The following is a 22,843-nucleotide window of genomic DNA, read 5'->3' as shown; positions in this document are numbered from 1 at the left end:
ATTTCAAGCTAAAAAATAAATAATCCGCACATTTGCTTCTAGGTCTTACTTCTTGCCTTCAGAAGCTTGCATTGCAAGAACCGTATCCAGCATTCGGTTCGCAAAGCCCCATTCATTATCACACCACACTAGCATTTTAACTAAGTGGCCGTTGCTCACTCGCGTTTGTGAACCATCAACGATTGCGCTATGGGGATCGTGATTAAAGTCGATGGAAACGAGCGGCGCTTCAGTATAGTCAACTATATTGTGTAATGTACACTGGGATGCATTAACAATGGTTTGATTTACGTCATTAACTTTCACATTTGCATTAATTGTGACACTTAAATCCATCGCTGTTACGTTTACCGTCGGCACACGCACAGATATAGCTTCAAATTTGTTGGAAAATTTCGGGAAGATTCTTTCAATACCTTTATGCAACTTGGTATCGACAGGAATGATCGATTGGCTTGCTGCTCGAGTACGACGCAAATCGCTGTGGTACGCATCGATAACTTGTTGATCATTCATTGAAGAGTGAATAGTCGTAATCGTACCGGACTCGATACCAAAGGCGTCATCAAGAACCTTAATGATAGGGACAATACAGTTGGTGGTGCACGAACCATTGGAAACGATTTGGTGGTCCGCTTCGATGGTATCGTGGTTCACACCATAGATAATGGTGTTATCGAGGTCATTGGCACCGGGGTGAGAAAACAGTACCTTTTTCGCCCCTGCAGCAATGTGCGCGAGGCCGTCATCTCGGCAACCATAAACACCGGTACAATCGAGAACGATATCCACCTCAAGGTCACGCCAAGGCAACAGCTCAATATCAGCAAGATGTAAGATACGAATGGTATCAAACTCACCCTTGTCTTCAGCACCAATGCCATGATGGACATAAATGTGCTCTTGATCGTTAGAGATTTTCTTACCGAAGCGGCCGTGACTGGTGTCGTACTGCAATAGGTGAGCCATAGCGTCAGGCTGAGCAAGCTCATTGACCGCTACTACTTTGATTTGTTGGCTTTTGCCACTTTCATAGACAGCGCGCAATACATTACGCCCTATTCGTCCAAATCCATTTATCGCGACTTTTAGCATAGTTCCGTACATCTAACCAAAATTTCGTGCAACAGATGATAACTGAATCCTACCCAAAAGGCATTACTTGAATAACTCAGCTTGTTCATGACAGATTGATCTGTTGCTTATAGAGATGAGTCTAGGAGAAACAAATCCCAGAGACAAAAAACCGAGCTCAGCGCTCGGTTTTTTTATTCATTTCATTGTTAGCACTAAGCTAGCAATCAATGATTAAGCAAGAAGCTCTTTCGCGGTGTTTACTACGTTTTCAGTAGTGAAACCGAACATCTTGAATAGCTCGCCTGCTGGTGCAGATTCGCCGAACGTTGTCATACCGATGATCTTGCCACCGAAACCAACGTACTTGTACCAGAAGTCAGCGATGCCAGCTTCTACTGCGATACGAGCAGTAACGTCAGATGGAAGTACAGACTCACGGTATTCAGCATCTTGCTTGTCGAACGCGTCAGTTGCAGGCATAGATACTACGCGTACTGCTTTACCTTCAGCGGTTAACTGTGCAGCAGCTTCAACAGCAAGCTCAACTTCAGAACCTGTTGCAATGATGATTAGCTCAGGCTTGCCTTCACAATCTTTCAGGATGTAACCACCCTTAGCGATGTTAGCTACTTGCTCAGCATTACGATCTTGTTGTGCAAGGTTTTGACGAGAGAAGATTAAAGATGAAGGACCATCTTTACGCTCAATAGCCAGTTTCCAAGCAACAGCAGACTCAACTTGGTCACATGGGCGCCATGTGCTCATGTTTGGCGTTAGACGTAGAGAAGCGATCTGTTCAACCGGTTGGTGAGTAGGACCATCTTCGCCTAAGCCGATAGAGTCGTGCGTGTAAACTTGGATGTTCTGAACTTTCATCAGAGCAGCCATACGCATTGCGTTACGCGCGTATTCCATGAACATTAGGAACGTTGCGCCGTATGGTACGAAACCACCGTGCAGAGCGATGCCGTTCATGATAGCCGTCATACCGAATTCACGTACACCGTAGTGGATGTAGTTACCAGAGAAGTCAGTTGCTTCAAGAGACTTAGAACCAGACCACATAGTTAGGTTAGAAGGCGCAAGGTCAGCAGAGCCACCCATGAATTCTGGTAGCATTTGACCAAACGCTTCTAATGCGTTTTGAGATGCTTTACGTGAAGCGATGTTTGCTGGGTTAGCTTGAAGATCAGCAATGATTGCGTTTGCTTTCTCTTCCCACTCAGCTGGAAGTTCGCCGTTAGTGCGACGTTTGAATTCTGCTGCTTGCTCAGGGTAAGCCGCTGCGTATGCGTCAAACTTAGCATTCCACGCCGCTTCTTTTGCTGCGCCCGCTTCTTTCGCATTCCACTCAGCTGCGATATCTGCTGGGATTTCGAAAGGACCGTGTTCCCAACCCAGTGCTGCTTTAGTTGCTGTAATTTCATCAGCACCTAGTGGAGCGCCATGGCAGTCGTGCGTACCAGCTTTGTTTGGAGAACCAAAACCGATGATAGTTTTAGTACAGATAAGCGTTGGACGAGGGTCTGCTTTAGCTGCTTCGATAGCTGCATTGATTGCTTCCGGATCGTGACCGTCTACTGCTGGGATTACGTGCCAGCCGTATGCTTCAAAACGCTTAGGAGTATCGTCAGAGAACCAACCTTCCACTTCACCATCGATAGAGATACCGTTGTCATCCCAGAAAGCAACTAGCTTACCAAGACCTAGCGTACCAGCTAGTGAACATGCTTCGTGAGAGATACCTTCCATCAGACAGCCATCACCCATGAATGCATAAGTGTAGTGGTCTACGATGTCGTGGCCTTCTTTGTTGAACTGTGCAGCCAGTGCTTTCTCTGCCATTGCCATACCAACAGCGTTAGTGATGCCTTGACCTAGAGGACCCGTCGTTGTCTCGATACCAGGAGCGTAACCGTACTCTGGGTGACCAGGAGTCTTAGAGTGCAGTTGACGGAAGTTTTTCAGATCTTCAATTGAAAGCTCGTAGCCTGCAAGGTGAAGCAGAGAGTAAATCAACATTGAACCATGGCCGTTAGACAGGATAAAACGGTCGCGGTCAGCCCACTCTGGGTTTGCTGGGTTGTGGTTCAAGTGGCCACGCCAAAGAACTTCAGCGATGTCAGCCATACCCATAGGTGCGCCTGGGTGGCCTGAATTTGCTTGTTGAACACCGTCCATGCTAAGTGCGCGGATTGCATTGGCTAGATCTTTACGAGAAGGCATGTCTGCTCCTGGATACATAAGCGATTTAAAAAAGAGATAGTGCTAATGTTTTCATTTTAATTAGCGCGGGTATTCTCTCAAACGACTATTGCGACTGCAAACGTTTTACTGGCATTTTAACGGTCATTTTTCGCAATTTTCGAACATTTACATCACTTGGCAGTGGCTTATCTCAATCGATACGCAAACGATTAGTTATGACGTATCATAAAAAAGAGCTTGTAATTCGACCGCTGGAATTTAGAATAGCCGTCTAGATGTAGAAACACCTACAAAATATACTGTATTTAATGGCGCGCTTCCTAGCTTGCGACGCCATAAACTATTTACACCAAAAACTAAAAGTGGAGCTCTCATGGCTAAGCACCTATTCACTTCTGAATCTGTTTCAGAAGGCCATCCAGATAAAATTGCAGACCAAATCTCTGATGCTGTTCTTGATGCCATCTTGGAACAAGATCCAAAAGCACGTGTTGCTTGTGAGACTTACGTTAAAACCGGCATGGTTATGGTTGGCGGTGAAGTAACAACGTCTGCATGGGTTGATATCGAAGAAATCACTCGTGAAACAGTACGTGAAATTGGTTACGTTCATTCTGATATGGGCTTTGACGCTGACTCTTGTGCTGTTCTAAACACAATTGGTAAGCAGTCTCCAGACATCAACCAAGGTGTTGATAAAGAAGACCCTAAAGAGCAAGGCGCAGGCGACCAAGGCATCATGTTTGGTTACGCGACTAACGAAACACCAATCCTAATGCCGGCTCCAATTACTTACTCTCACCTTCTTGTTAAGAAGCAAGCTGAAGTACGTAAGAGCGGTAAACTTGACTTCCTTCGCCCTGATGCGAAATCTCAAGTTACGTTCCAATACGACCAAGGTAAAATCGTTGGTATCGACGCTGTTGTTCTTTCGACTCAACACTGCGATTCAGTAACAACACCGGATCTACGTGAAGCAGTAATGGAAGAGATCATCAAACCAGTACTTCCTGCTGAGTGGATCAACAAAGACACTAACTTCTTCATCAACCCAACAGGCCGTTTCGTAATCGGTGGCCCAATGGGTGACTGTGGTCTAACAGGTCGTAAGATCATCGTTGATACCTACGGCGGCGCAGCTCGTCACGGTGGCGGTGCATTCTCTGGTAAAGATCCATCAAAAGTTGACCGTTCTGCAGCTTACGCGGCTCGTTACGTTGCGAAAAACATCGTTGCTGCTGGCATGGCTGACCGTTGTGAGATTCAACTGTCTTACGCTATCGGTGTTGCTGATCCAACATCTATCATGGTTGAAACGTTTGGTACTGAAAAAGTAGCTCACGAAATTATCATTGAAGCAGTTCGTCAAAACTTCGACCTACGTCCATACGGTCTTCAAGAGATGTTGAACCTTCTTCAGCCTATCTACAAGCAGACTGCTGCATACGGCCACTTCGGTCGTGAAGAGTTCCCTTGGGAAGCGACTGACAAAGCAGCAATCCTTGCGGACTTCGCTGGCCTAAAATAATTTAGCCACTGCGATTTGTTTCTTTAAAGCCCTTACTTCTTAGTAAGGGCTTTATTTTTATGTACTTACCTTACTTTCACTCGCCATTCTCTTCTCTAATGCCCTTCTTTACCGTTAACCACTTAGTATAAAAAACCGCTGATAATTTGTGTTTTCTAACACTACTGACAATAGTTAAGGTAACTCCTAAGAGATCAAGCTCACATTTAACTTAAATTAATTCAGCCTGATAACGCTCGTTAAATGCACGCTAGAACAAAAACTGGGATGACAAAGAGCAATTTAGCTCAACACCATAACTCTCACACAAGCCACATCGATGAGCCTTATGGAATTATAACTAGGACGTTATTTAACTAGGGGGATCTATGCCTCGTACCGCGCACCCATCCGAACTGAACGATAAAAAACACAAGGTCAGCGATAAGGATTACGCTCGCACCATTCCTTGTAACCAAATCAGTATTTCCGCACCCTTTCATTGGTTGTCGCTTGCTCTGCATGACTTAGTAAGAATGCCATTAATCAGCGCATTCTACGGTTTGTGCTTTATGGGAGCGGCAATCGCCATTGTTCAGCTTGTCCAATGGCAAGGAACACACTTGGTCGTAATGCCAAGCCTGATCGTGTACATGCTAATAGGGCCGTTTCTTGCTCTGGGCTTGTATGACGCAGCTTGGGAAAGAGAAAAAGGCCACAACGCAAGCCTACTGCACTCGATGAAAGCCATCACTCGCAACTCCACCCACCAATGGGCCTTTGCGATCGTATTGATGGTTGCGATGATATTCTGGATGCGTATCGCTGCGTTATTGCACGCGCTCTACCCTTCAGTGCAAGGCGCACCACTGGCTGAGTTCGCTCCCTTCTTAATTACGGGTTCTGTGATTGGTTTTGTTATCGCAAGCCTCATATTTAGCATCTCAGCATTTTCAATTCCGTTAATGATGGAGAGACGCGTTGATGTGATGAGTGCGATTTTCACTAGCTTTAATGCCGTGAAATCGAACATCCCTGCAATGGTGGTTTGGGCGAGTATTATTTGTGCCGGTATTTTGGTGGGTTTTGCCACCTACGGCATCGGAATGATCGTCACCATGCCGCTACTTGGCTATGCTACATGGCACGCTTATCACGAGATCATTAAGAAAAAACATCACGTGTAAAGCATCGCTAGATCAACAAGCAATGTTATGATTAGGCCTTGGTTTAAACGCTGAGGCCTTTTATTTGGAGTTAACAACGTTTGTCTTACACCCCGCAACAACACCGAGCAAATAAGAAATTGGCCGAATGCCTAGCTATCGCAAATCAACATTTCTCTCGTGAATTTCCACACCCAACTATCACCTTCAAGTTAAGAGGCAAAGCGGCGGGAAAGGCCTACCTTCAGCTCAACGAAATTAAGCTCAACCACGTACTATTTTCTGAAAATGAAGATGCCTTCATCAACGAGGTTGTGCCACATGAACTCGCACACCTGATCACGCATCAGGTTTTCGGACGTGTTAGGCCTCACGGAAACGAGTGGAAATACGTGATGGAAAAAGTATTCAACGTGCCAGCCAGAACAACTCACAGCTTTGAAATCGCGTCAGTTCAAGGGAAAACCTTTGAATATCGATGTGAGTGCACCACTTACCCATTATCAATCAGACGACACAACAAAGTACTTCGGAATCAATCGACCTACCGCTGCCAATTGTGCCAGCAAACCTTAGCTTTCACGGGAACTCAACTAAGCTAGTGACAGGTTGATTTACTCGGTAGAACAAATCTAATAGAGAGATCTAACATTTGAGTGCTAGACTGATGTTTATCATACTTTTATCAGTCTTTTTCTATGCAAAAACTCACCTTCAAAGCATTTGGCCTACCTGTATCTTTTTACTTAACAATAGTATTTGGCCTACTGGTAACCCAAAGCGTTCTCGCCGCACCACCGAGCTCATTTTCCAAAGCAAAAAGAGAAGCGGTGAAGATTTACCTCGACCATCCGACTTCATTTTATTGCGGCTGTGACATTACATGGAAGGACAAAAAGAAAGGCATTCCCGACCTTGATGGCTGTGGCTATCAAGTCCGAAAACAACAAAAGCGGGCGAGTCGAATTGAGTGGGAACACGTGGTTCCAGCTTGGCAATTTGGCCACCAGCGTCAGTGTTGGCAAGATGGTGGGCGCAAGAACTGCACTCGCAATGACAAAATATTCAAATCCATGGAAGCCGACCTTCACAACCTAACTCCGGCCATTGGCGAGGTTAACGGTGATCGCTCCAACTACAACTTCAGTCAGTGGAATGGCATGGATGGTGTGAGCTATGGTCAGTGTGAAATGCAGGTCAACTTCAAGCAGCGTAAAGTTATGCCGCCAGACAGAGCAAAAGGCTCTATCGCGCGTACTTACCTTTACATGAGCCAAGAGTATGGTTTCAAACTATCTAAGCAACAAACCAACCTAATGATGGCGTGGAACAAGCAATTTCCTGTCGACAAGTGGGAATGTACTCGTGATGAGCGAATCTATGCCATCCAAGGTAATCACAACCCATTTGTTTACCCTGCTTGTAAATAACGTCGCTCGTACAATCAACATTCCTAACTATCTCAAACAAGAGTTTCAGAATTGCCCCTGAAACTCTTGCTCTACCCTTGTTTTTTCAACTAAAAGCATCCATGTTAGGCAGAGACAAAATACCCAAATGAACATATTTATAGGTTTACCAGCATGAGAATCCCTCGTATTCATCACCCAGAACGCATTCATCAGTTAGGTTTACTCGCTTTAGGCGAAGATGCCGCGGGTCATGTTGGTCGTGTCCTTCGCATGAAAGAAGACCAAGAAGTCCTTCTATTTGATGGCAGTGGCGCTGAATTCCCTGCGACGATAGCCGAAGTATCAAAGAAAAATGTCACCGTTAATGTTTCTGAACGCATCGAACGCAGCAGCGAATCTCCGTTAGACTTACATTTAGGCCAAGTGATTTCACGTGGCGACAAAATGGAGTTCACGATTCAGAAATCGGTTGAGCTTGGTGTGAACACCATTACCCCTTTAATTTCAGAGCGCTGTGGCGTTAAGCTTGATACAAAACGCTTCGAGAAAAAACTCGCACAGTGGCAAAAGATTGCTATCGCGGCGTGTGAACAGTGTGGCCGCAATACGGTTCCAGTCATTCGCCCTATCATGCAACTTGAAGAGTGGTGTAGCGAACCGAGTGAAGCATTAAAGCTGAACTTACATCCTCGTGCAAAATACTCAATTAATACCCTTCCAGAACCTATCAGTAAGGTACGCCTATTGATCGGCCCTGAAGGTGGCTTGTCGGCTGAAGAAATCGGCATGACAGAACAATACAAATTTGAAGAGACGCTACTCGGCCCACGTGTACTTCGTACCGAAACAGCAGCTCTAACCGCAATTACTGCCTTACAAGTCCGTTTTGGCGATCTAGGCTAGGAGAAAAAAAATGATCAAACTTGGCATCGTAATGGATCCAATTTCATCCATTAACATCAAAAAAGACTCTAGCTTTGCCATGATGCTTGAAGCTCAGCGTCGTGGTTACGAAATCCATTACATGGAAATGGATGATCTACATTTAGATCAAGGCGTAGCCATTGCTGACACTAAGGTTGTTGAACTAAAAGAAGATCCAAACGGTTGGTACGAGTTCAAATCAGAACAGACTATCGCGCTATCCGATTTAGATGCGGTACTAATGCGTAAAGATCCTCCGTTTGATACTGAGTACATCTACGCAACTTACATTCTTGAGCGTGCTGAAGAGAACGGCGCACTGATCGTCAACAAACCACAAAGCCTACGTGACTGTAACGAGAAGTTGTTCACGGCATGGTTCCCTGAACTGACACCGACCACCATCGTGACTCGTAAAGCTGAAAAAATTAAAGCGTTCCGAGAAGAACACGGCGACGTGATTCTAAAACCACTTGATGGCATGGGCGGCGCGTCTATCTTCCGTGTGAAAGAAGGCGATCCAAACGTATCAGTTATTATTGAAACCTTGACCAACCACGGTCAGAACTACGCAATGGCACAAACTTTTGTTCCAGACATCAGCAATGGTGATAAGCGTATTCTTGTGGTTGACGGTGAGCCAATGCCTTACTGTCTAGCGCGTATTCCTGCAAAAGGGGAAACTCGAGGTAACCTTGCTGCTGGCGGTACAGGTGAAGCTCGTCCTCTAAGTGAAACAGACTGGGCTATCGCAAGAGCAGTTGCTCCAGCACTGAAAGAGAAAGGCTTAATCTTTGTTGGGCTTGATGTTATCGGCGACAAGCTGACTGAAATTAACGTGACTAGCCCTACTTGTATCCGTGAAATTGAAGCCGCTTTTGATATTTCAGTTACAGGTAAATTAATGGATGCAATTGAGCGTCGCGTTAACGCTAAATAGCCTAAACTAAAGAAAGCCTTAGCTATTCGAAAACACAGAAATATCTAGGCAAAGAACAATGAGCGGCTTTACGCCGCTCTTTTTCCTTTACTGGGAACACACTGGCAGGAGGCTCTATGAATTTAACGAACCACTTTCTGGTTGCTATGCCCGGAATGAAAGACCCATACTTTCAAAATTCGGTGATTTACCTTTGTGAGCACAATGACGAAGGCGCGATGGGTTTGATGATCAACGCCCCTATTGATGTCACTGTCGGTAGCATGCTTAAGCAAGTTGAGGTTGATTCTGATCAGCCAAAACCCAACCAAGCAAGTCTTGATAAGCCTGTATTGAATGGTGGACCGGTCGCAGAAGACCGTGGGTTTATTTTGCACAAACCTAAAGGCAACTATCAATCCAGTATCAGCATGACGGATCAAATCTCAGTGACAACCTCAAAAGATATCTTGATGGTGTTGGGCACAGAAGATGAGCCGATGAATTATTTAGTCGCACTTGGGTATGCAGGATGGGAACCCGGACAACTGGAAACAGAACTGACCGAGAACTCATGGTTAACCGTTGAAGCCGATCCGAAGGTCATCTTCGATACACCGATTTCTGACCGCTGGAAAGTCGCTGTACAGATGTTAGGCATTAATGCAGCTCAGCTTTCAGCAGACGCTGGTCACGCCTAGCTCAAATCAACTAAGTAAAATAAACAGACACTCTCAAACACAGATAAATTTGGAAACCCCATGTCACGAACAATTATGGCATTTGACTACGGTACAAAAAGTATCGGTAGTGCGATAGGACAAGAAATCACGGGCACCGCAAGCCCTCTAAAAGCTTTTAAAGCCAAAGATGGCATCCCAAATTGGGACGATATCGAAAAGCAAATTAAGGAGTGGCAGCCGAATCTTATCGTGGTTGGTCTTCCTACCGATCTTCATGGTAAAGATCTAGCCGCGATTACACCAAGGGCGAAGAAGTTTGCCAATCGCCTAAAAGGGCGCTTTGGTGTCGATGTTGAACTGCATGATGAAAGACTTTCTACGACAGAAGCAAGGGCCGACCTTTTTGAAATGGGCGGCTACAAAGCACTAAGTAAAGGTAATGTCGATAACCAGTCTGCAGTCGTCATTTTAGAGAGCTGGTTTGAAGCACAATATTCATAACGAAAATTAAGAGCTCAAAGATTAAACTCCTTTGTGATCCTATAATGATATTACGGCGTAATGTCGAAGCAATTCATTATTAGGTAAGTGGGAGTTCACATGAAAATTTTTCTAGCAATCTTCGTAGCTCTAGCAATATCAGCATGCAGTTCGACAAGCTCCAATAATGCAGGTTATATGAATCATACTTCGACTGACGCAGACGTAATCAGCGAGCCTAAGAACAAGAAGCGTTGATAATACAGACGCAGTCGAACGATGAATATGATGAACGCCTGATTTTAACCTAGAATCAAATCAGGCGTTTTTTATCACCCCATATCTATCTTCACACCAGCCAACGCCCCAGTTCCGTAGTCGTCATCACCACGTCTAGTTTTGAGCATTAAGCGCAAGTCATTAGCAGAATCGGCACTGTGGAACGCATCCTCTTCGCTGATCTTGCCTGCTATCACTAAATCATACAAAGCTTGGTCAAAGGTCTGCATACCTATCTCTTTCGATTTAGCCATGGTTGCTTTCAGTTCGTGTAGTTCACCACGACGAATCAAGTCAGAAACACGAGGGCTATTCAGCAGAATCTCGAATACACCATGACGCCCGCTGCCATTCTTGTCGCGAATGAGTTGCTGAGCGACGACACCACGCAGGTTCATCGATAGGTCAAACAAGAACTGTTCTTTCTGCTCTTTCGGCACCAAATGAAGAATACGCTCTAGCGCTTGGTTAGCGTTATTGGCGTGCAAGGTTGCCATACACAAGTGACCCGTTTCAGCAAAGGTCATCGCGTATTCCATGGTCTCACGGCTACGGATTTCGCCAATCAAGATCATGTCTGGTGCTTGGCGTAGCGAGTTCTTAAGCGCGACTTCGTAACTCTCGGTGTCGAGCCCGACCTCACGCTGCGTCACGATGCACTTTTTATGTTCGTGCACAAATTCAATAGGGTCTTCAACCGTCAAGATATGTCCCGAGCGATTGGTGTTGCGATAGCCTGTCATTGCAGCCATTGAGGTCGATTTACCAGAGCCTGTCGCACCAACCACCAGCACAAGTCCGCGCTTAGCTATTGATAGGTCCTGTAGTACATCAGGAAGCTTTAGTTGCTCAAAGGTTGGGATGTTAGTCTCGATACGTCGAATGACCGCTCCAGGTAGCTCTCGCTGAAAGAATGCACTGACACGAAAACGACCAAAGTCACGCACAATCGCAAAATTAGCCTCACGCGTTTGCTGATATTCATCACGTCGGTCTTGTTCCATCATCGCATCAAGTAATTGAGCAACTTGAGCCGCATTCAGCTTCTCTCCTTGGGGGCGTAATTCACCATCCACACGAAAAAGGATTGGCGCATCAACCGTGATATAAAGATCCGATGCCTTTTGAGAAAGCATTCCCTCAAGGATTTGATTCAATTCCATTGTGTCCACCTTGATTAAAACATTGAGGTTTCAATTTCGATCTTTTTCTCGACCTCTTCCGAATCAACCAAGCCCTGCGCCATCAGCTGCTTCGCATTTTGTTCCATGGTCTGCATGCCGTGCGCTGCGCCCGTTTGAATGATCGAGTACATCTGCGCAACCTTATCTTCGCGAATCAAGTTTCTGATCGCCGGTGTTGCCATCATGATTTCATGACACGCCACACGACCACCACCAACACGCTTTAGCAGCTTCTGGGCTATCACCGAGCGCAGTGATTCAGACAACATCGAACGAACCATATCTTTATCGCTACCTGGGAACACATCGATAATACGGTCGATCGTTTTAGCCGCAGAACTGGTGTGCAGAGTACCAAAGACCAAGTGACCCGTTTCTGCTGCGGTTAACGCTAAGCTAATCGTCTCTTGGTCACGAAGTTCACCAACCAGAATCACGTCTGGGTCTTCACGTAAGGCACTGCGCAGTGCCGCTTTAAAACTGTGAGTATCACGGTGAACTTCACGCTGGTTGACTAGGCATTTATTATTGGTGTGAACGAATTCAATCGGGTCTTCAATCGTCAGAATATGCTTATTGTGGTTGCGATTTACGTAATCAACCATCGCCGCAAGAGTCGTTGATTTACCAGAGCCAGTTGGACCAGTGACGAGCACTAACCCTTTTTCGTAGTTAGCAATCCTTTCGAAGATCTCAGGTGCACCTAACTGATCTAAAGTCGGGATTTCGACAGGGATAGTTCGAAAGACAGCTGAGCAGCCACGGGCTTGGTTAAACGCATTAACACGAAAGCGACCAACATTGGGTAATTCAAAAGAGAAGTCGACTTCCAGTTTTTCTTCAAACTCGCCGCGTTGTGAATCGCTCATGATCTCAAAAACCAAACGATGCACATCAGCATGACTCAAAGCTGGGATTCCAAGCTTCCTTACTTCACCATCTATACGTACCATTGGAGATACACCCGCAGAAAGATGTAGATCTGACGCGTTATGCTTTACACTAAAATCTAGTAACTCAGTGATATCCATTTATTTTCCCTTAAGTAAAGTCAGCTATGAGTAGTATTCAACAAAATATCGAACAAATCACCTCACAGATTCGTAGTGCTGAGCAAAAGTGCGGACGAGCTCCAGAGTCCGTGCAACTTTTAGCCGTCAGCAAAACTAAACCTATTGATGCGATTCTAGAAGCCGCACTCGGAGGCCAAGTTGCCTTTGGTGAAAACTATGTTCAAGAAGGTGTAGATAAAGTAAAACACTTTTCAGAACAACATTCTAACCTAAATTTAGAGTGGCATTTTATTGGTCCAATTCAATCCAATAAAACCCGCCCAATCGCGGAAAGCTTTCAATGGGTTCATTCCGTCGATCGCGATAAGATCGCACAAAGGCTTAATGATCAACGACCAAGCGAACTTCCACCTTTGCAAGTGTTGATTCAGGTAAACACCAGTGGTGAAGAGTCCAAATCTGGAACCTCAGAAGAGACAGTTTTTGCACTCGCGGAGTTGATTTCATCGCTCCCCAACCTCACCTTAAGAGGATTGATGTCGATTCCTGCAAACGTATCTGACTATCAATCTCAGCTTAATGCATTTTCTCAACTGGCAGAGCTTAAAGACAAGCTAGCCGCGAAGTATTCAGACATTGATACCCTTTCGATGGGGATGAGTGGTGATATGGATGCAGCAGTTGAGGCTGGCAGCACCATGGTTCGTATTGGAACAGCTATTTTCGGCGCTCGTGATTACGCGAAATAGCCGTAGTAAGTAACGACAAGTACAAGTATTGATACCGCTTCGCCTTATCCGCGCAGCGACACGCTCAGGATTTTATATATGGTACATAAGAACATCGCCTTTATTGGGGCGGGAAACATGGTTCGCTCAATTGTAGCTGGCTTAGTTGCTAGTGGTTACCCAGCGCAAAAGATTACTGCGACAGCACCTTCAGAAACCAGAAGGCTGCCGTTAGAACAAGAATACGGCATCAATACCACCAGCGATAATATTGCAGCAGCAGAGCAAGCAGACGTTGTTGTGTTATCCGTGAAGCCACAAATGATGGCTGATGTATGTAAACCCTTACAAGATATCGACTTCAGCAACAAACTGGTTATCTCCATTGCCGCGGGTATTAATGCGAATCGACTTAATGAGATGTTAAACTGCCAACTGAACCTTGTTCGTGTGATGCCAAACACGCCATCACTGCTTGGTAAAGGGATGAGTGGTCTTTATGCCGATGCAACTGTCAGCCAAGATGATAAAGACTTTGCTTCTCAGCTGATGCAAGCTGTTGGTGAAGTAAGTTGGGTTGAACAAGAGTCTGGAATCAACAACATCATTGCGGCGGCGGGTAGCGCTCCGGCTTACTTCTTCCTGTTTATGGAAGCGATGCAAGCTGAAGCAATTAACCAAGGTTTTGACCAAGAAACCGCTCGTAAATTAGTGCAACAGTCTGCATTAGGCGCGGCAGAGATGGTGGTAGCAAACCAAGATACTGAATTATCAACACTGCGTGAACAAGTGACATCCAAAGGCGGCACGACCGCAGAAGCACTACGCACGTTTAACGAACATCAACTATCAGACATCGTAGCAAAAGCCATGCAAGCGGCGGTTGCTCGAGCTGAAGAGATGGAAAAACTGTTTTAGTACCAATCAAGGTAAACAAGCATTTTGCCGCTCTGGTTATATCTAAGCGACAAGTAAATCCGAAAAAGGAAACAATATGAACTCGATGAGCTTTCTGATCTCGACCGTTTTTGATCTTTACATCATGGTTGTGATCTTGCGTATCTGGCTACAAGCATCACGTGCAGATTTCTACAACCCATTCTCACAATTCATCGTAAAAGCGACACAACCGGTTGTTGCCCCACTACGCCGAGTTATTCCATCAATCGGCAGCCTTGATCTAGCGACCGTTGTTTTCGCTTATGTGCTGTGTGTACTTAAGTTCGTTGCTCTAAACCTGATTATCTCTGGCGGCGCTGCCGTTTTCGATATTAGCTTCCTTATCTTTGGTGCACTGTCTCTGCTCAAAGCGGCTGGTGGTTTGATCTTCTGGGTTCTACTTATCCGTGCAATCCTAAGCTGGGTAAGCCAAGGTCGTAGTCCAATCGAGTACGTATTCCATCAACTGACTGAACCAATGCTAGTGCCTATCCGCCGTATCCTTCCGGACATGGGTGGTTTCGACCTAAGCGTACTGGTTCTGTTCATTGTTCTGCAATTTGCGAACTTCCTAATGGGCGACATGATTGGCCCTATTTGGTATCAGCTATAATTCAAGTACAAACATCAGGTACTTTGACGATGCCAAAAGCGGTTTGGGCCGAGGAAGACGATATTCTTCTTAGGCTCTATATCCAACCCAAAGCAAGCCGAGACAAAATTGTCGGCTTGCACGGTCAGGAACTGAAAATTGCCATTACTGCACCACCGGTTGATGGCAAAGCCAATGCCCATTTAGCGAAATACCTTGCGAAACAGTTTAAGGTCGCAAAAGGGCAAATTAAGATAGAAAAGGGAGATCTCGGTAGGCACAAGCAAGTTCGAATATGCTCGCCAAGCCAAATCCCAACTGAAGTCAAAGCCATCCTATGATGGCTTTTTGCTATTTATTGGAGTCATTATGCGTTTATGGATAACAGCACTACTCACCGCTCTTGTTGCCTTACCAAGCTCAGCAGGGCAATTTAAGAACATTAAGGATGTCGAGGTTCATTACTCGGCTTTTAATTCCACGTTCTTAACTTCGCAAGTCGCTAAGCAATACAAACTTAAGCGAAATGGATACTCAGCAATCCTCAACATCAGCGTGTTAGACAAGGCTTCTCTAGGCAAGCCTGCGACAACGGCTAAAATTACGGGAACAGCGAAGAACCTCGTTGGAAACACCCGTACTTTGAAGTTTCGAGAAATCAAAGAAGGCGATGCGATTTATTACCTTGCTGAGTTCCCCGTAACTCACGAAGAAAACATCACCTTCGACATCGATGTGAACGCAGGCCTAAAAGGCACTGGTCCACTGCGTTTCACACAGAAATTCTATATAGAAGAGTAAGCTCAAACCTTACTTTTCATTTATTAACTTATTTAGAGCTACATTCCCATGAGTAAGATTGTTTTAGCAACAGGCAACCAAGGTAAAGTTCGCGAGATGGCAGATATTCTGTCTGAGTTTGGTTTTGACGTTGTCGCGCAAAGTGAATTTAACGTTTCAGAAGTCGCTGAAACAGGAACGACTTTCATTGAAAATGCCATCATCAAAGCTCGCCACGCAGCGAAAGAAACAGGGCTGCCAGCCATTGCTGACGACTCAGGTTTAGAGGTTGATTACTTAAATGGTGCGCCAGGTATCTATTCAGCGCGTTACTCAGGTGAAGGGGCAACCGATAAGCAGAACATCAAAAAACTATTAGATGCGATGCAAGGTGTCGAAACTGAAAAGCGTACTGCGCGTTTCCACTGTGTGTTGGTGCTAATGCGTCACGAGAATGATCCAACACCTCTAGTGTGTCACGGTAAATGGGAAGGTCGTATTCTTACTGAAGAACACGGTGAGAATGGCTTTGGCTACGATCCTGTGTTCTTTGTACCAGAAGATAACTGCGCCTCAGCAGAGCTTGAATCTTCGCGTAAGAAGCAACTATCACACCGTGGTAAAGCGCTTGCGTCACTATTCAAGACTCTCAAGGAGCAAGCTCTGTAATGCACAATGCAGCGCTAATACCACCCGCACTTAGCCTCTATGTACACATCCCATGGTGTGTACAAAAGTGTCCGTATTGTGATTTTAACTCTCACGCTCTGAAAGCCGAGATCCCTGAAAAAGAGTACATCGATGCACTGCTTGAAGATCTCGATACTGATATCGAAAAATATCAGCTCAATGGTATGCCTCGCCCACTGCATTCGATCTTTATTGGTGGCGGTACCCCAAGCCTGTTTTCTCCTGAAGGAATTGGCCGATTGTTACAAGGCATTGAACAGCGCATCCCGTTCAAACCTGAAATAGAAATCACCATGGAAGCCAACCCGGGAACTATCGAAGCTGAGCGTTTTGCAGGTTACCAAAAGGCAGGCATTACTCGAATCTCGGTGGGTGTGCAAAGTTTTGAGCAAGAGAAACTGGAAAGACTTGGGCGTATTCATGGTCAAGATGAAGCGGTAAATGCTGCTCATTTAGCGCATAAGATTGGATTGAATAGTTTCAATTTAGACTTAATGCACGGCTTACCCGAACAGAGTATTGAACAAGCGTTGGCTGATTTGGATAAAGCGATAGAACTCGACCCTCCGCACTTATCTTGGTATCAGCTAACAATAGAACCTAACACCATGTTCTATTACAAAACACCAACGCTGCCTGATGATGATGACCTTTGGGATATCTTCGACCTAGGCCATAAGAAGCTCGCAGACGCAGGGTATGTGCAGTACGAAATTTCAGGCTACAGCAAGCCGGGATATCAGTGCCAACATAACCTCAACTACTGGCGCTTTGGTGACTATCTAGGTATTGGCTGTGGCTCTCATGGCAAGCTGAGCTTTACAGATGGACGCATTGTTCGTACCACTAAGGTTAAGCACCCTAGAGGCTATTTGGCGGCTTACCAGAATATGGTGAAGCCTTATATTTCGGATGAATTTGAAGTAGCAAACGAAGATCGCCCTTTCGAGTTTTTCATGAACCGTTTCAGGCTGATGGAAGCATGCCCTAAGCAAGATTTCATTGATACGACAGGACTTGGTTTTGACGCTGTTCAGCCAACAATTGAGTGGGCAAAAGAGCTAGGCTACTTGAAGGAAACCGACACTCACTGGCAGATCACTGAAAAAGGAAAGCTGTTTCTCAATGATCTGTTAGAAGCCTTTATGGCAGAAGAAGACGAGTAGTTCGAGATTCGAGAAGCATTGCGTAAGGGTTGGCTTTAGGGTCAACCCTTTTTGTTTTATAGCCCTCTCTCGGAGCGAAGCGTTCTATAGGACAACGTCCGTGCTCGAATCTTTCTCTTAGAAAATAGAACGACCAATTCGCTCTGAAAGCAACTCTAGAGCCTTAGTACCTGCGAGCGAGTTGCCAGAAGGATCAAGCTCTGGAGACCACACCGCAATCGTCATTTCGCCAGGAACGATAGCAATAATACCGCCACCAACGCCCGATTTTCCTGGCATACCAACACGGTAGGCAAACTCACCAGCCCCATCGTACAAGCCACACGTCGCAAGCAAAGCATTCAACTGCTTGGTTTGAACTGGCGTGATGATCTCTTTCTTGGTTTGAACCGACACGCCTTTGTTTGCTAAATAGCTAAAGGTTTTTGCCAAATCCACACACGTCATTTTAAGCGCACAAGCGTGGAAGTAGTTATTCAGAACTGGGATAACATCATTCTCAAAATTACCAAATGAACGCATCAAATAAGCAATGGCAGCATTACGATCGCTGTGCATCATTTCTGAAGCCGCTACTACCTTGTCGTACACAATATGAGTATCACCCGATAACTGACGCACAAACTCTAACAAGCGGTGCCTAGGCGCAGACAAGCGGCTTTGTAGTAGGTCTGCAACGACAATTGCCCCCGCATTGATGAACGGGTTGCGGGGAATACCATACTCCATCTCAAGCTGAATCATCGAGTTAAAGGCTTGACCAGAAGGCTCTTTGCCTACTCTTTGCCAAATCTCTTCAGGCTTATATAGCACCATAGCTAGCGTCAGGCTCAAGGCTTTAGAAATAGATTGCACAGAAAATACTTCTTCAGCATCGCCTGCTTTAATCACCTCACCTTCATTGGTGTATACCGCGATCGCCAGTTTCTGGTTCGATACGCGAGCCAGTGCAGGGATATAATCAGCGACCTTTCCCTGTCCAATTAAAGGACGAACTTCGTCTAAGATCTCGGCCAAAATAGCTTGAGTTGGTTTCATGTGCGCTTACTTCTATATTGTTATTTTTGTAGGGGTGTAACATATACCAATCGTAGTAAATAACTGCTCACTCTAGCTTGTTAAAATGCTCGATAACTGCGTTAGAATTTTTGATTGTAGAGTAACTACTTATCGAAAAATGCTGCCTTGTTCTCAAGCCTTTTTCCTACGCTATTTCTGATCACTTACTTACTGTGATTGGTATTACTTTCTGTCGTTAAGCCTTTACTGAAATAAAAGCCTAAGGACAAAAAAGCCAACATTACAATAATGTTGGCTTTAATCAATCCCATAAAGTGTAGGGGTTAAACCCTAAGTCGGATTACCCTTCACTTAATTTGATTCGAAGTTACTTAGTACGCTTGAACTTAATGTCCCAAACACCATGACCTAAACGGTGGCCACGAGCTTCAAACTTAGTTAGCGGGCGCTCATCCGGACGAGGGATGTAATCACCATCTTCAGCGATGTTTTCGAAGCCTGGAGCTACGTTCATCACTTCAATCATATGTTCTGCGTAGTTTTCCCAGTCTGTTGCCATGTGGAAAACACCAGTATCAAGTTGAAGCTTGCCGCGAACCATCTCTGCAAACTCAGCCTTAACGATACGACGTTTATGGTGACGAGCTTTGTGCCATGGGTCAGGGAAGAACAGTTGCAGAGTATGCAGGCTGCTATCTGGGATCATGTGTTCAAATACTTCTACAGCATCGTGACACATTACACGCAGGTTAGTTACGCCAGCATCGCGAGCTGTACCTAAACACGCACCAACACCCGGGCTATGAACTTCAATACCTAAGAAGTTTTTCTCAGGTGCGTTCTTTGCCATTTCAACCAGTGATGCACCCATACCGAAGCCAATCTCTAGTACAACCGGGTTATCGTTGCCAAATACTTCTTTCCAGTTAAGAAGCTCTGGGTTGTAGTCGATACCCATTGTTGGCCAACATTCATTCATCGCGTTCTCTTGGCCTTTTGTTAAGCGGCCTTCGCGGCGAACAAAGCTACGGATCTTACGAACCAGTTTGCCGTCTTCAGTATATTCGTTAGTGGTCACTTCACTCATTGATTTTTGCCTGCACATTGATTAATCAAAGCGGGGATTATCCAAAGAATTGCCTCCGGTGCAAGTCTTTCCGTGGATAAATTCCCACACAATTTGTCTGTTTTACATCCAACGTTAAGTGTGGTGCAATTTCGCTTCTAATAATAGCAAAGCATAGAGCATGTCGTGACTCCTTTCGCAACCGCCATATTAAAGTGGTATGACGCCTACGGGCGTAAAGAATTGCCTTGGCAACAAAACAAAACCGCCTACACCGTTTGGCTATCTGAAATCATGCTTCAGCAGACTCAGGTTGCTACGGTGATTCCATACTACCAACGCTTCTTAGAACGCTTTCCAACGGTTATCGACCTAGCGAACGCCGAACAAGATGAGGTACTCCACTTATGGACAGGGCTTGGTTATTACGCACGAGCTCGCAATCTACATAAAGCAGCCAAGATCGTTGCTGAGCAATATGGTGGTGAATTTCCGCTGTCTATCGAAGAGATGAACGCGCTACCGGGGATTGGTCGCTCAACAGCAGCAGCCGTCTTATCATCGGTTCATAAACTTCCTCATGCGATTCTTGATGGCAATGTAAAACGAACGCTTGCGAGAAGTTTTGCCGTTGAAGGTTGGCCGGGGCAAAAGAAAGTCGAAAACCAGCTTTGGGAACACGCCGAAGCACATACTCCGAACAAAGATGTCGATAAGTACAACCAAGCAATGATGGACATGGGTGCCATGGTTTGTACCCGTAGCAAGCCTAAGTGCACCTTGTGCCCGATTGAAAGCATGTGTGAGGCCAAGAAGCTCGATAGACAGCTCGACTTCCCTGGCAAAAAGCCTAAGAAAGAAAAGCCAGTAAAAGACACATGGTTTGTGATTCTGTATCACGACAACCAAGTGTGGCTCGAACAGCGCCCTCAATCTGGTATCTGGGGCGGATTGTTTTGTTTCCCTCAAAATGAAAACGCAGAGATCGAACATCAACTAGATCTTCGTTCGATCAAAGACACTCAAACCAATTCGATCAAGACCATGATTGCGTTTAGACACACTTTCAGCCACTACCACTTAGATATCACGCCAGTATTAGTGAAATTAGATAAACAACCAGATTTGATAATGGAAGGGGCTAAAGGTCTCTGGTATAACTTATCAAAACCGGAAGAAATTGGCCTAGCCGCTCCTGTAAAGCAGCTTATTGAGAGCCTACCCTTTGAACTGAACGACGACGTTTGAATCAACGAACGCGATAAGAGGAACCACTATGAGCCGCACTGTATTTTGTGCTCGCCTTCAAAAAGATGCTGAAGGCCTAGATTTTCAACTTTACCCAGGTGACTTAGGTAAGCGTATCTTTGACAACGTGTCTAAAGAAGCTTGGGGACAATGGCAAAGCAAGCAAACTATGCTTATCAATGAAAAGAAGCTAAACATGATGGATCCTGAGCATCGTAAACTTCTTGAAACTGAGATGGTTAACTTCCTTTTTGAAGGTAAAGATGTCGTAATTGATGGCTATACTCCACCAAGCGAATAAGACATTTATTTAAGCAATTTTTAATGACATCATGGTTAACGCTGCGATGTCATTTTTGTATGAGGAACTATGAAAAAGCTAAGTTACTTCCTAACAGCCATGTTATTAACTGGCTGCAGCCGTGAATTTGTCGAAAGCATTTATGATGTCAATTACGAGCCAACCAACCGGTTTGTGAAGAATTTAGCTGAGCTACCCGGACAATTTGAAAAAGATACCGGGGCGCTAGATTCATTAATAGATAGCTTTTCAGGCAACATTCAAAAACGTTGGGGTAGCAGTGAAATCAAGATAGCAGGTAAGAGTAACTATGTGAAATACATAGATAATTACTTAAGTCGTTCAGAAGTGAATTTTAGCCAAGGCCTGATAACGGTGGAAACGGTTTCCTCTACCGAACCGAAAAAACACCTCAAAAATGCGATCATGACGACCCTTTTGACGCCAGATGATCCGGCGCATGTCGATCTATTCTCTTCTAAAAGCATCAAGCTAGAAGGCAAACCTTTCCTCTATAATCAGGTCGTAGACCAAGAAAAAAAGCCCATTCAATGGACTTGGCGAGCGAACCAGTTTGCGGATTACCTGATCGCGAATAACCTAAAAACCAAAGAAGTCGACTTTAAAAAAGCCTACTACGTTGAAATCCCAATGGTGGCCGACCACGCTAGCCAGCGTAGTTATCAATATGCCGACATCGTTCGACGAGCGTCTCAGCGTTATGACATCCCTGAAGATTTAATCTACGCTATCATCAAGACAGAGAGTAGCTTCAACCCGTACGCCGTAAGCTGGGCTAATGCTTATGGTCTTATGCAGGTGGTACCTAAAACCGCTGGTCGAGATGTATTTGAACACGTCAAAAAGAAACCTGGTGAACCAAGCCCTGAGTACTTATTCAATCCAGAAAACAACATTGATGCTGGCACCGCATACTTTTACATCCTCAAAAATCGTTATTTGAAAGACGTAAAAAACCCATTAACGCTTGAATACAGTATGATTTCAGCCTATAACGGCGGTACTGGTGGCGTACTCAATACCTTCAGTAAGGACAGAAAGCGAGCAATGCAAGACTTAAACTCGCTGCAACCGAGCCAAGCCTACTGGGCGCTTACCAAGAAGCATCCAAATAAAGAGTCGCGCCGATACCTCGAAAAAGTAACGCAATTCAAAAAAGAATTTAACCAAGGTAAAACATAACCCTCACTTTTGAATAAAAAAACAACGAACGAACGGTTTTTTTAGTTATTTTCAAAAAAGGAGTTGACGGTTATGCAGAAAATCCGTTTAATAGCGCTCCGTTGCCCGGATAGCTCAGTCGGTAGAGCAGAGGATTGAAAATCCTCGTGTCGGTGGTTCGATTCCGCCTCCGGGCACCACAATTTGATTTGTTGGTGTCAACACTCTTTAACAGGGAGTAACAACACGGACAAAAGCATAAAGAATTTAGTGTGCCGA

Annotated in this window: 25 protein-coding genes and 1 tRNA gene; 20 read left to right on the top strand and 6 right to left on the bottom strand. The window is 45.1% G+C overall.

The annotated features are described in order from the left end of the window. Window positions 1-45: 45 nt before the first annotated feature. The gene (gene epd / locus AB4493_RS01550) at window positions 46-1,095 is read right to left on the bottom strand and encodes an erythrose-4-phosphate dehydrogenase (protein WP_032545627.1); all 1,050 of its coding nucleotides are present in this window, start codon (window positions 1,093-1,095) and stop codon (window positions 46-48) included. A 213-nt stretch (window positions 1,096-1,308) separates the two neighbouring features. Beyond that, a complete protein-coding gene (gene tkt, locus AB4493_RS01545) occupies window positions 1,309-3,303 on the bottom strand; it encodes a transketolase (protein ID WP_102333136.1) in 1,995 nt (664 codons plus the stop codon). Window positions 3,304-3,658: 355 nt separating this feature from the next. On the opposite strand from tkt, the gene metK reads away from it, so the two are divergent. From metK to AB4493_RS01500, 9 genes are all read left to right on the top strand, one after another. Continuing rightward, a complete protein-coding gene (gene metK, locus AB4493_RS01540; RefSeq protein ID WP_017062234.1) occupies window positions 3,659-4,813 on the top strand; it encodes a methionine adenosyltransferase in 1,155 nt (384 codons plus the stop codon). Window positions 4,814-5,181: 368 nt separating this feature from the next. Next, window positions 5,182-5,979, top strand: a complete 798-nt coding sequence (locus tag AB4493_RS01535) for a DUF2189 domain-containing protein (RefSeq protein ID WP_017062235.1) — start codon at window positions 5,182-5,184, stop codon at window positions 5,977-5,979. 80 nt (window positions 5,980-6,059) lie between these two features. Beyond that, on the top strand, window positions 6,060-6,560 hold the full coding sequence (locus AB4493_RS01530; protein WP_017062236.1) for a SprT family zinc-dependent metalloprotease: 501 nt from the start codon (window positions 6,060-6,062) through the stop codon (window positions 6,558-6,560). A gap of 96 nt (window positions 6,561-6,656) precedes the next feature. After that, window positions 6,657-7,388: an endonuclease gene (locus AB4493_RS01525; RefSeq protein ID WP_017063198.1), complete on the top strand. Its 732-nt coding sequence runs from the start codon at window positions 6,657-6,659 to the stop codon at window positions 7,386-7,388. 153 nt (window positions 7,389-7,541) lie between these two features. Continuing rightward, a complete protein-coding gene (rsmE, locus tag AB4493_RS01520) occupies window positions 7,542-8,273 on the top strand; it encodes a 16S rRNA (uracil(1498)-N(3))-methyltransferase (RefSeq protein WP_372154416.1) in 732 nt (243 codons plus the stop codon). Window positions 8,274-8,283: 10 nt separating this feature from the next. Beyond that, complete coding sequence (gene gshB / locus AB4493_RS01515; protein ID WP_004735482.1) at window positions 8,284-9,234, top strand: glutathione synthase; 951 nt, start codon at window positions 8,284-8,286, stop codon at window positions 9,232-9,234. Window positions 9,235-9,350: 116 nt separating this feature from the next. After that, window positions 9,351-9,914: a YqgE/AlgH family protein gene (locus AB4493_RS01510; RefSeq protein WP_017062239.1), complete on the top strand. Its 564-nt coding sequence runs from the start codon at window positions 9,351-9,353 to the stop codon at window positions 9,912-9,914. Between the two features lie 60 nt (window positions 9,915-9,974). Then, on the top strand, window positions 9,975-10,397 hold the full coding sequence (ruvX, locus tag AB4493_RS01505; protein WP_004735480.1) for a Holliday junction resolvase RuvX: 423 nt from the start codon (window positions 9,975-9,977) through the stop codon (window positions 10,395-10,397). A 99-nt stretch (window positions 10,398-10,496) separates the two neighbouring features. Further along, window positions 10,497-10,634 (top strand): hypothetical protein, encoded by a 138-nt coding sequence (locus tag AB4493_RS01500; RefSeq protein ID WP_170791814.1) that lies wholly within the window; start codon window positions 10,497-10,499, stop codon window positions 10,632-10,634. A 74-nt stretch (window positions 10,635-10,708) separates the two neighbouring features. Here AB4493_RS01500 and AB4493_RS01495 read toward each other — a convergent pair whose 3' ends face one another. Together AB4493_RS01495 and AB4493_RS01490 are read right to left on the bottom strand one after the other, a co-directional pair. Continuing rightward, on the bottom strand, window positions 10,709-11,818 hold the full coding sequence (locus tag AB4493_RS01495; RefSeq protein WP_017062241.1) for a PilT/PilU family type 4a pilus ATPase: 1,110 nt from the start codon (window positions 11,816-11,818) through the stop codon (window positions 10,709-10,711). A gap of 14 nt (window positions 11,819-11,832) precedes the next feature. Continuing rightward, window positions 11,833-12,870, bottom strand: a complete 1,038-nt coding sequence (locus tag AB4493_RS01490) for a type IV pilus twitching motility protein PilT (RefSeq protein ID WP_017062242.1) — start codon at window positions 12,868-12,870, stop codon at window positions 11,833-11,835. A 26-nt stretch (window positions 12,871-12,896) separates the two neighbouring features. Between AB4493_RS01490 and AB4493_RS01485 the strand changes: the two genes are divergently transcribed. The 7 genes from AB4493_RS01485 to hemW all read left to right on the top strand — a co-directional run bounded on the left by AB4493_RS01485 (window position 12,897) and on the right by hemW (window position 17,747). Then, window positions 12,897-13,601 carry a YggS family pyridoxal phosphate-dependent enzyme gene (locus tag AB4493_RS01485; RefSeq protein ID WP_017062243.1) on the top strand — a complete coding sequence of 235 codons (705 nt, stop codon included), beginning with the start codon at window positions 12,897-12,899 and terminating at the stop codon, window positions 13,599-13,601. 78 nt (window positions 13,602-13,679) lie between these two features. Beyond that, entirely contained in the window at window positions 13,680-14,498 is an 819-nt protein-coding gene (gene proC / locus AB4493_RS01480; RefSeq protein WP_372154415.1) for a pyrroline-5-carboxylate reductase, read from the top strand. 76 nt (window positions 14,499-14,574) lie between these two features. Then, window positions 14,575-15,132 (top strand): YggT family protein, encoded by a 558-nt coding sequence (locus tag AB4493_RS01475; RefSeq protein WP_017067798.1) that lies wholly within the window; start codon window positions 14,575-14,577, stop codon window positions 15,130-15,132. 29 nt (window positions 15,133-15,161) lie between these two features. Further along, a complete protein-coding gene (yggU, locus tag AB4493_RS01470) occupies window positions 15,162-15,452 on the top strand; it encodes a DUF167 family protein YggU (RefSeq protein ID WP_017067797.1) in 291 nt (96 codons plus the stop codon). Window positions 15,453-15,480: 28 nt separating this feature from the next. Beyond that, window positions 15,481-15,912 carry a DUF4426 domain-containing protein gene (locus AB4493_RS01465; protein WP_017062246.1) on the top strand — a complete coding sequence of 144 codons (432 nt, stop codon included), beginning with the start codon at window positions 15,481-15,483 and terminating at the stop codon, window positions 15,910-15,912. A 48-nt stretch (window positions 15,913-15,960) separates the two neighbouring features. Further along, window positions 15,961-16,560, top strand: a complete 600-nt coding sequence (locus AB4493_RS01460; protein WP_017062247.1) for an XTP/dITP diphosphatase — start codon at window positions 15,961-15,963, stop codon at window positions 16,558-16,560. Next, on the top strand, window positions 16,560-17,747 hold the full coding sequence (gene hemW, locus AB4493_RS01455; RefSeq protein WP_372154414.1) for a radical SAM family heme chaperone HemW: 1,188 nt from the start codon (window positions 16,560-16,562) through the stop codon (window positions 17,745-17,747). The genes AB4493_RS01460 and hemW overlap by 1 nt, the downstream gene beginning before the upstream one ends. 117 nt (window positions 17,748-17,864) lie before the next feature. Here the strand turns inward: hemW and glsB are convergent, their stop codons facing one another. Together glsB and trmB are read right to left on the bottom strand one after the other, a co-directional pair. Continuing rightward, entirely contained in the window at window positions 17,865-18,785 is a 921-nt protein-coding gene (glsB, locus tag AB4493_RS01450; RefSeq protein ID WP_372154413.1) for a glutaminase B, read from the bottom strand. Between the two features lie 349 nt (window positions 18,786-19,134). Continuing rightward, window positions 19,135-19,854, bottom strand: coding sequence for a tRNA (guanosine(46)-N7)-methyltransferase TrmB (gene trmB / locus AB4493_RS01445; protein ID WP_017062250.1), 720 nt, complete (start codon window positions 19,852-19,854; stop codon window positions 19,135-19,137). A gap of 165 nt (window positions 19,855-20,019) precedes the next feature. On the opposite strand from trmB, the gene mutY reads away from it, so the two are divergent. The 4 genes from mutY to AB4493_RS01425 all read left to right on the top strand — a co-directional run bounded on the left by mutY (window position 20,020) and on the right by AB4493_RS01425 (window position 22,764). Continuing rightward, window positions 20,020-21,081, top strand: a complete 1,062-nt coding sequence (gene mutY / locus AB4493_RS01440) for an A/G-specific adenine glycosylase (RefSeq protein WP_065584120.1) — start codon at window positions 20,020-20,022, stop codon at window positions 21,079-21,081. A 28-nt stretch (window positions 21,082-21,109) separates the two neighbouring features. Continuing rightward, window positions 21,110-21,382, top strand: a complete 273-nt coding sequence (locus tag AB4493_RS01435) for an oxidative damage protection protein (protein WP_010435637.1) — start codon at window positions 21,110-21,112, stop codon at window positions 21,380-21,382. Between the two features lie 69 nt (window positions 21,383-21,451). Further along, entirely contained in the window at window positions 21,452-22,585 is a 1,134-nt protein-coding gene (gene mltC / locus AB4493_RS01430; protein WP_017063191.1) for a membrane-bound lytic murein transglycosylase MltC, read from the top strand. 103 nt (window positions 22,586-22,688) lie between these two features. Continuing rightward, window positions 22,689-22,764, top strand: a tRNA-Phe gene (locus AB4493_RS01425). Window positions 22,765-22,843 lie beyond the last annotated feature (79 nt).

It is taken from the genome of Vibrio sp. 10N.222.55.A1, assembly GCF_041473835.1.
GTDB classification, from domain to species: domain Bacteria; phylum Pseudomonadota; class Gammaproteobacteria; order Enterobacterales; family Vibrionaceae; genus Vibrio; species Vibrio crassostreae_C.
Note: the sequence above shows the minus strand (reverse complement) of the source record. Positions and strands in the feature narration are given on the sequence as shown.

What these genes read in the sequence shown, in the direction of transcription:
- epd (WP_032545627.1), bottom strand. Translation starts at nt 1,095, where the DNA reads ATGCTAAAAGTCGCGATAAATGGATTTGGACGAATAGGGCGTAATGTA.
- tkt (WP_102333136.1), bottom strand. Translation starts at nt 3,303, where the DNA reads ATGCCTTCTCGTAAAGATCTAGCCAATGCAATCCGCGCACTTAGCATG.
- metK (WP_017062234.1), top strand. Translation starts at nt 3,659, where the DNA reads ATGGCTAAGCACCTATTCACTTCTGAATCTGTTTCAGAAGGCCATCCA.
- AB4493_RS01535 (WP_017062235.1), top strand. Translation starts at nt 5,182, where the DNA reads ATGCCTCGTACCGCGCACCCATCCGAACTGAACGATAAAAAACACAAG.
- AB4493_RS01525 (WP_017063198.1), top strand. Translation starts at nt 6,657, where the DNA reads ATGCAAAAACTCACCTTCAAAGCATTTGGCCTACCTGTATCTTTTTAC.
- rsmE (WP_372154416.1), top strand. Translation starts at nt 7,542, where the DNA reads ATGAGAATCCCTCGTATTCATCACCCAGAACGCATTCATCAGTTAGGT.
- gshB (WP_004735482.1), top strand. Translation starts at nt 8,284, where the DNA reads ATGATCAAACTTGGCATCGTAATGGATCCAATTTCATCCATTAACATC.
- AB4493_RS01510 (WP_017062239.1), top strand. Translation starts at nt 9,351, where the DNA reads ATGAATTTAACGAACCACTTTCTGGTTGCTATGCCCGGAATGAAAGAC.
- ruvX (WP_004735480.1), top strand. Translation starts at nt 9,975, where the DNA reads ATGTCACGAACAATTATGGCATTTGACTACGGTACAAAAAGTATCGGT.
- AB4493_RS01500 (WP_170791814.1), top strand. Translation starts at nt 10,497, where the DNA reads ATGAAAATTTTTCTAGCAATCTTCGTAGCTCTAGCAATATCAGCATGC.
- AB4493_RS01495 (WP_017062241.1), bottom strand. Translation starts at nt 11,818, where the DNA reads ATGGAATTGAATCAAATCCTTGAGGGAATGCTTTCTCAAAAGGCATCG.
- AB4493_RS01490 (WP_017062242.1), bottom strand. Translation starts at nt 12,870, where the DNA reads ATGGATATCACTGAGTTACTAGATTTTAGTGTAAAGCATAACGCGTCA.
- AB4493_RS01485 (WP_017062243.1), top strand. Translation starts at nt 12,897, where the DNA reads ATGAGTAGTATTCAACAAAATATCGAACAAATCACCTCACAGATTCGT.
- proC (WP_372154415.1), top strand. Translation starts at nt 13,680, where the DNA reads ATGGTACATAAGAACATCGCCTTTATTGGGGCGGGAAACATGGTTCGC.
- AB4493_RS01475 (WP_017067798.1), top strand. Translation starts at nt 14,575, where the DNA reads ATGAACTCGATGAGCTTTCTGATCTCGACCGTTTTTGATCTTTACATC.
- yggU (WP_017067797.1), top strand. Translation starts at nt 15,162, where the DNA reads ATGCCAAAAGCGGTTTGGGCCGAGGAAGACGATATTCTTCTTAGGCTC.
- AB4493_RS01465 (WP_017062246.1), top strand. Translation starts at nt 15,481, where the DNA reads ATGCGTTTATGGATAACAGCACTACTCACCGCTCTTGTTGCCTTACCA.
- AB4493_RS01460 (WP_017062247.1), top strand. Translation starts at nt 15,961, where the DNA reads ATGAGTAAGATTGTTTTAGCAACAGGCAACCAAGGTAAAGTTCGCGAG.
- hemW (WP_372154414.1), top strand. Translation starts at nt 16,560, where the DNA reads ATGCACAATGCAGCGCTAATACCACCCGCACTTAGCCTCTATGTACAC.
- glsB (WP_372154413.1), bottom strand. Translation starts at nt 18,785, where the DNA reads ATGAAACCAACTCAAGCTATTTTGGCCGAGATCTTAGACGAAGTTCGT.
- trmB (WP_017062250.1), bottom strand. Translation starts at nt 19,854, where the DNA reads ATGAGTGAAGTGACCACTAACGAATATACTGAAGACGGCAAACTGGTT.
- AB4493_RS01435 (WP_010435637.1), top strand. Translation starts at nt 21,110, where the DNA reads ATGAGCCGCACTGTATTTTGTGCTCGCCTTCAAAAAGATGCTGAAGGC.
- mltC (WP_017063191.1), top strand. Translation starts at nt 21,452, where the DNA reads ATGAAAAAGCTAAGTTACTTCCTAACAGCCATGTTATTAACTGGCTGC.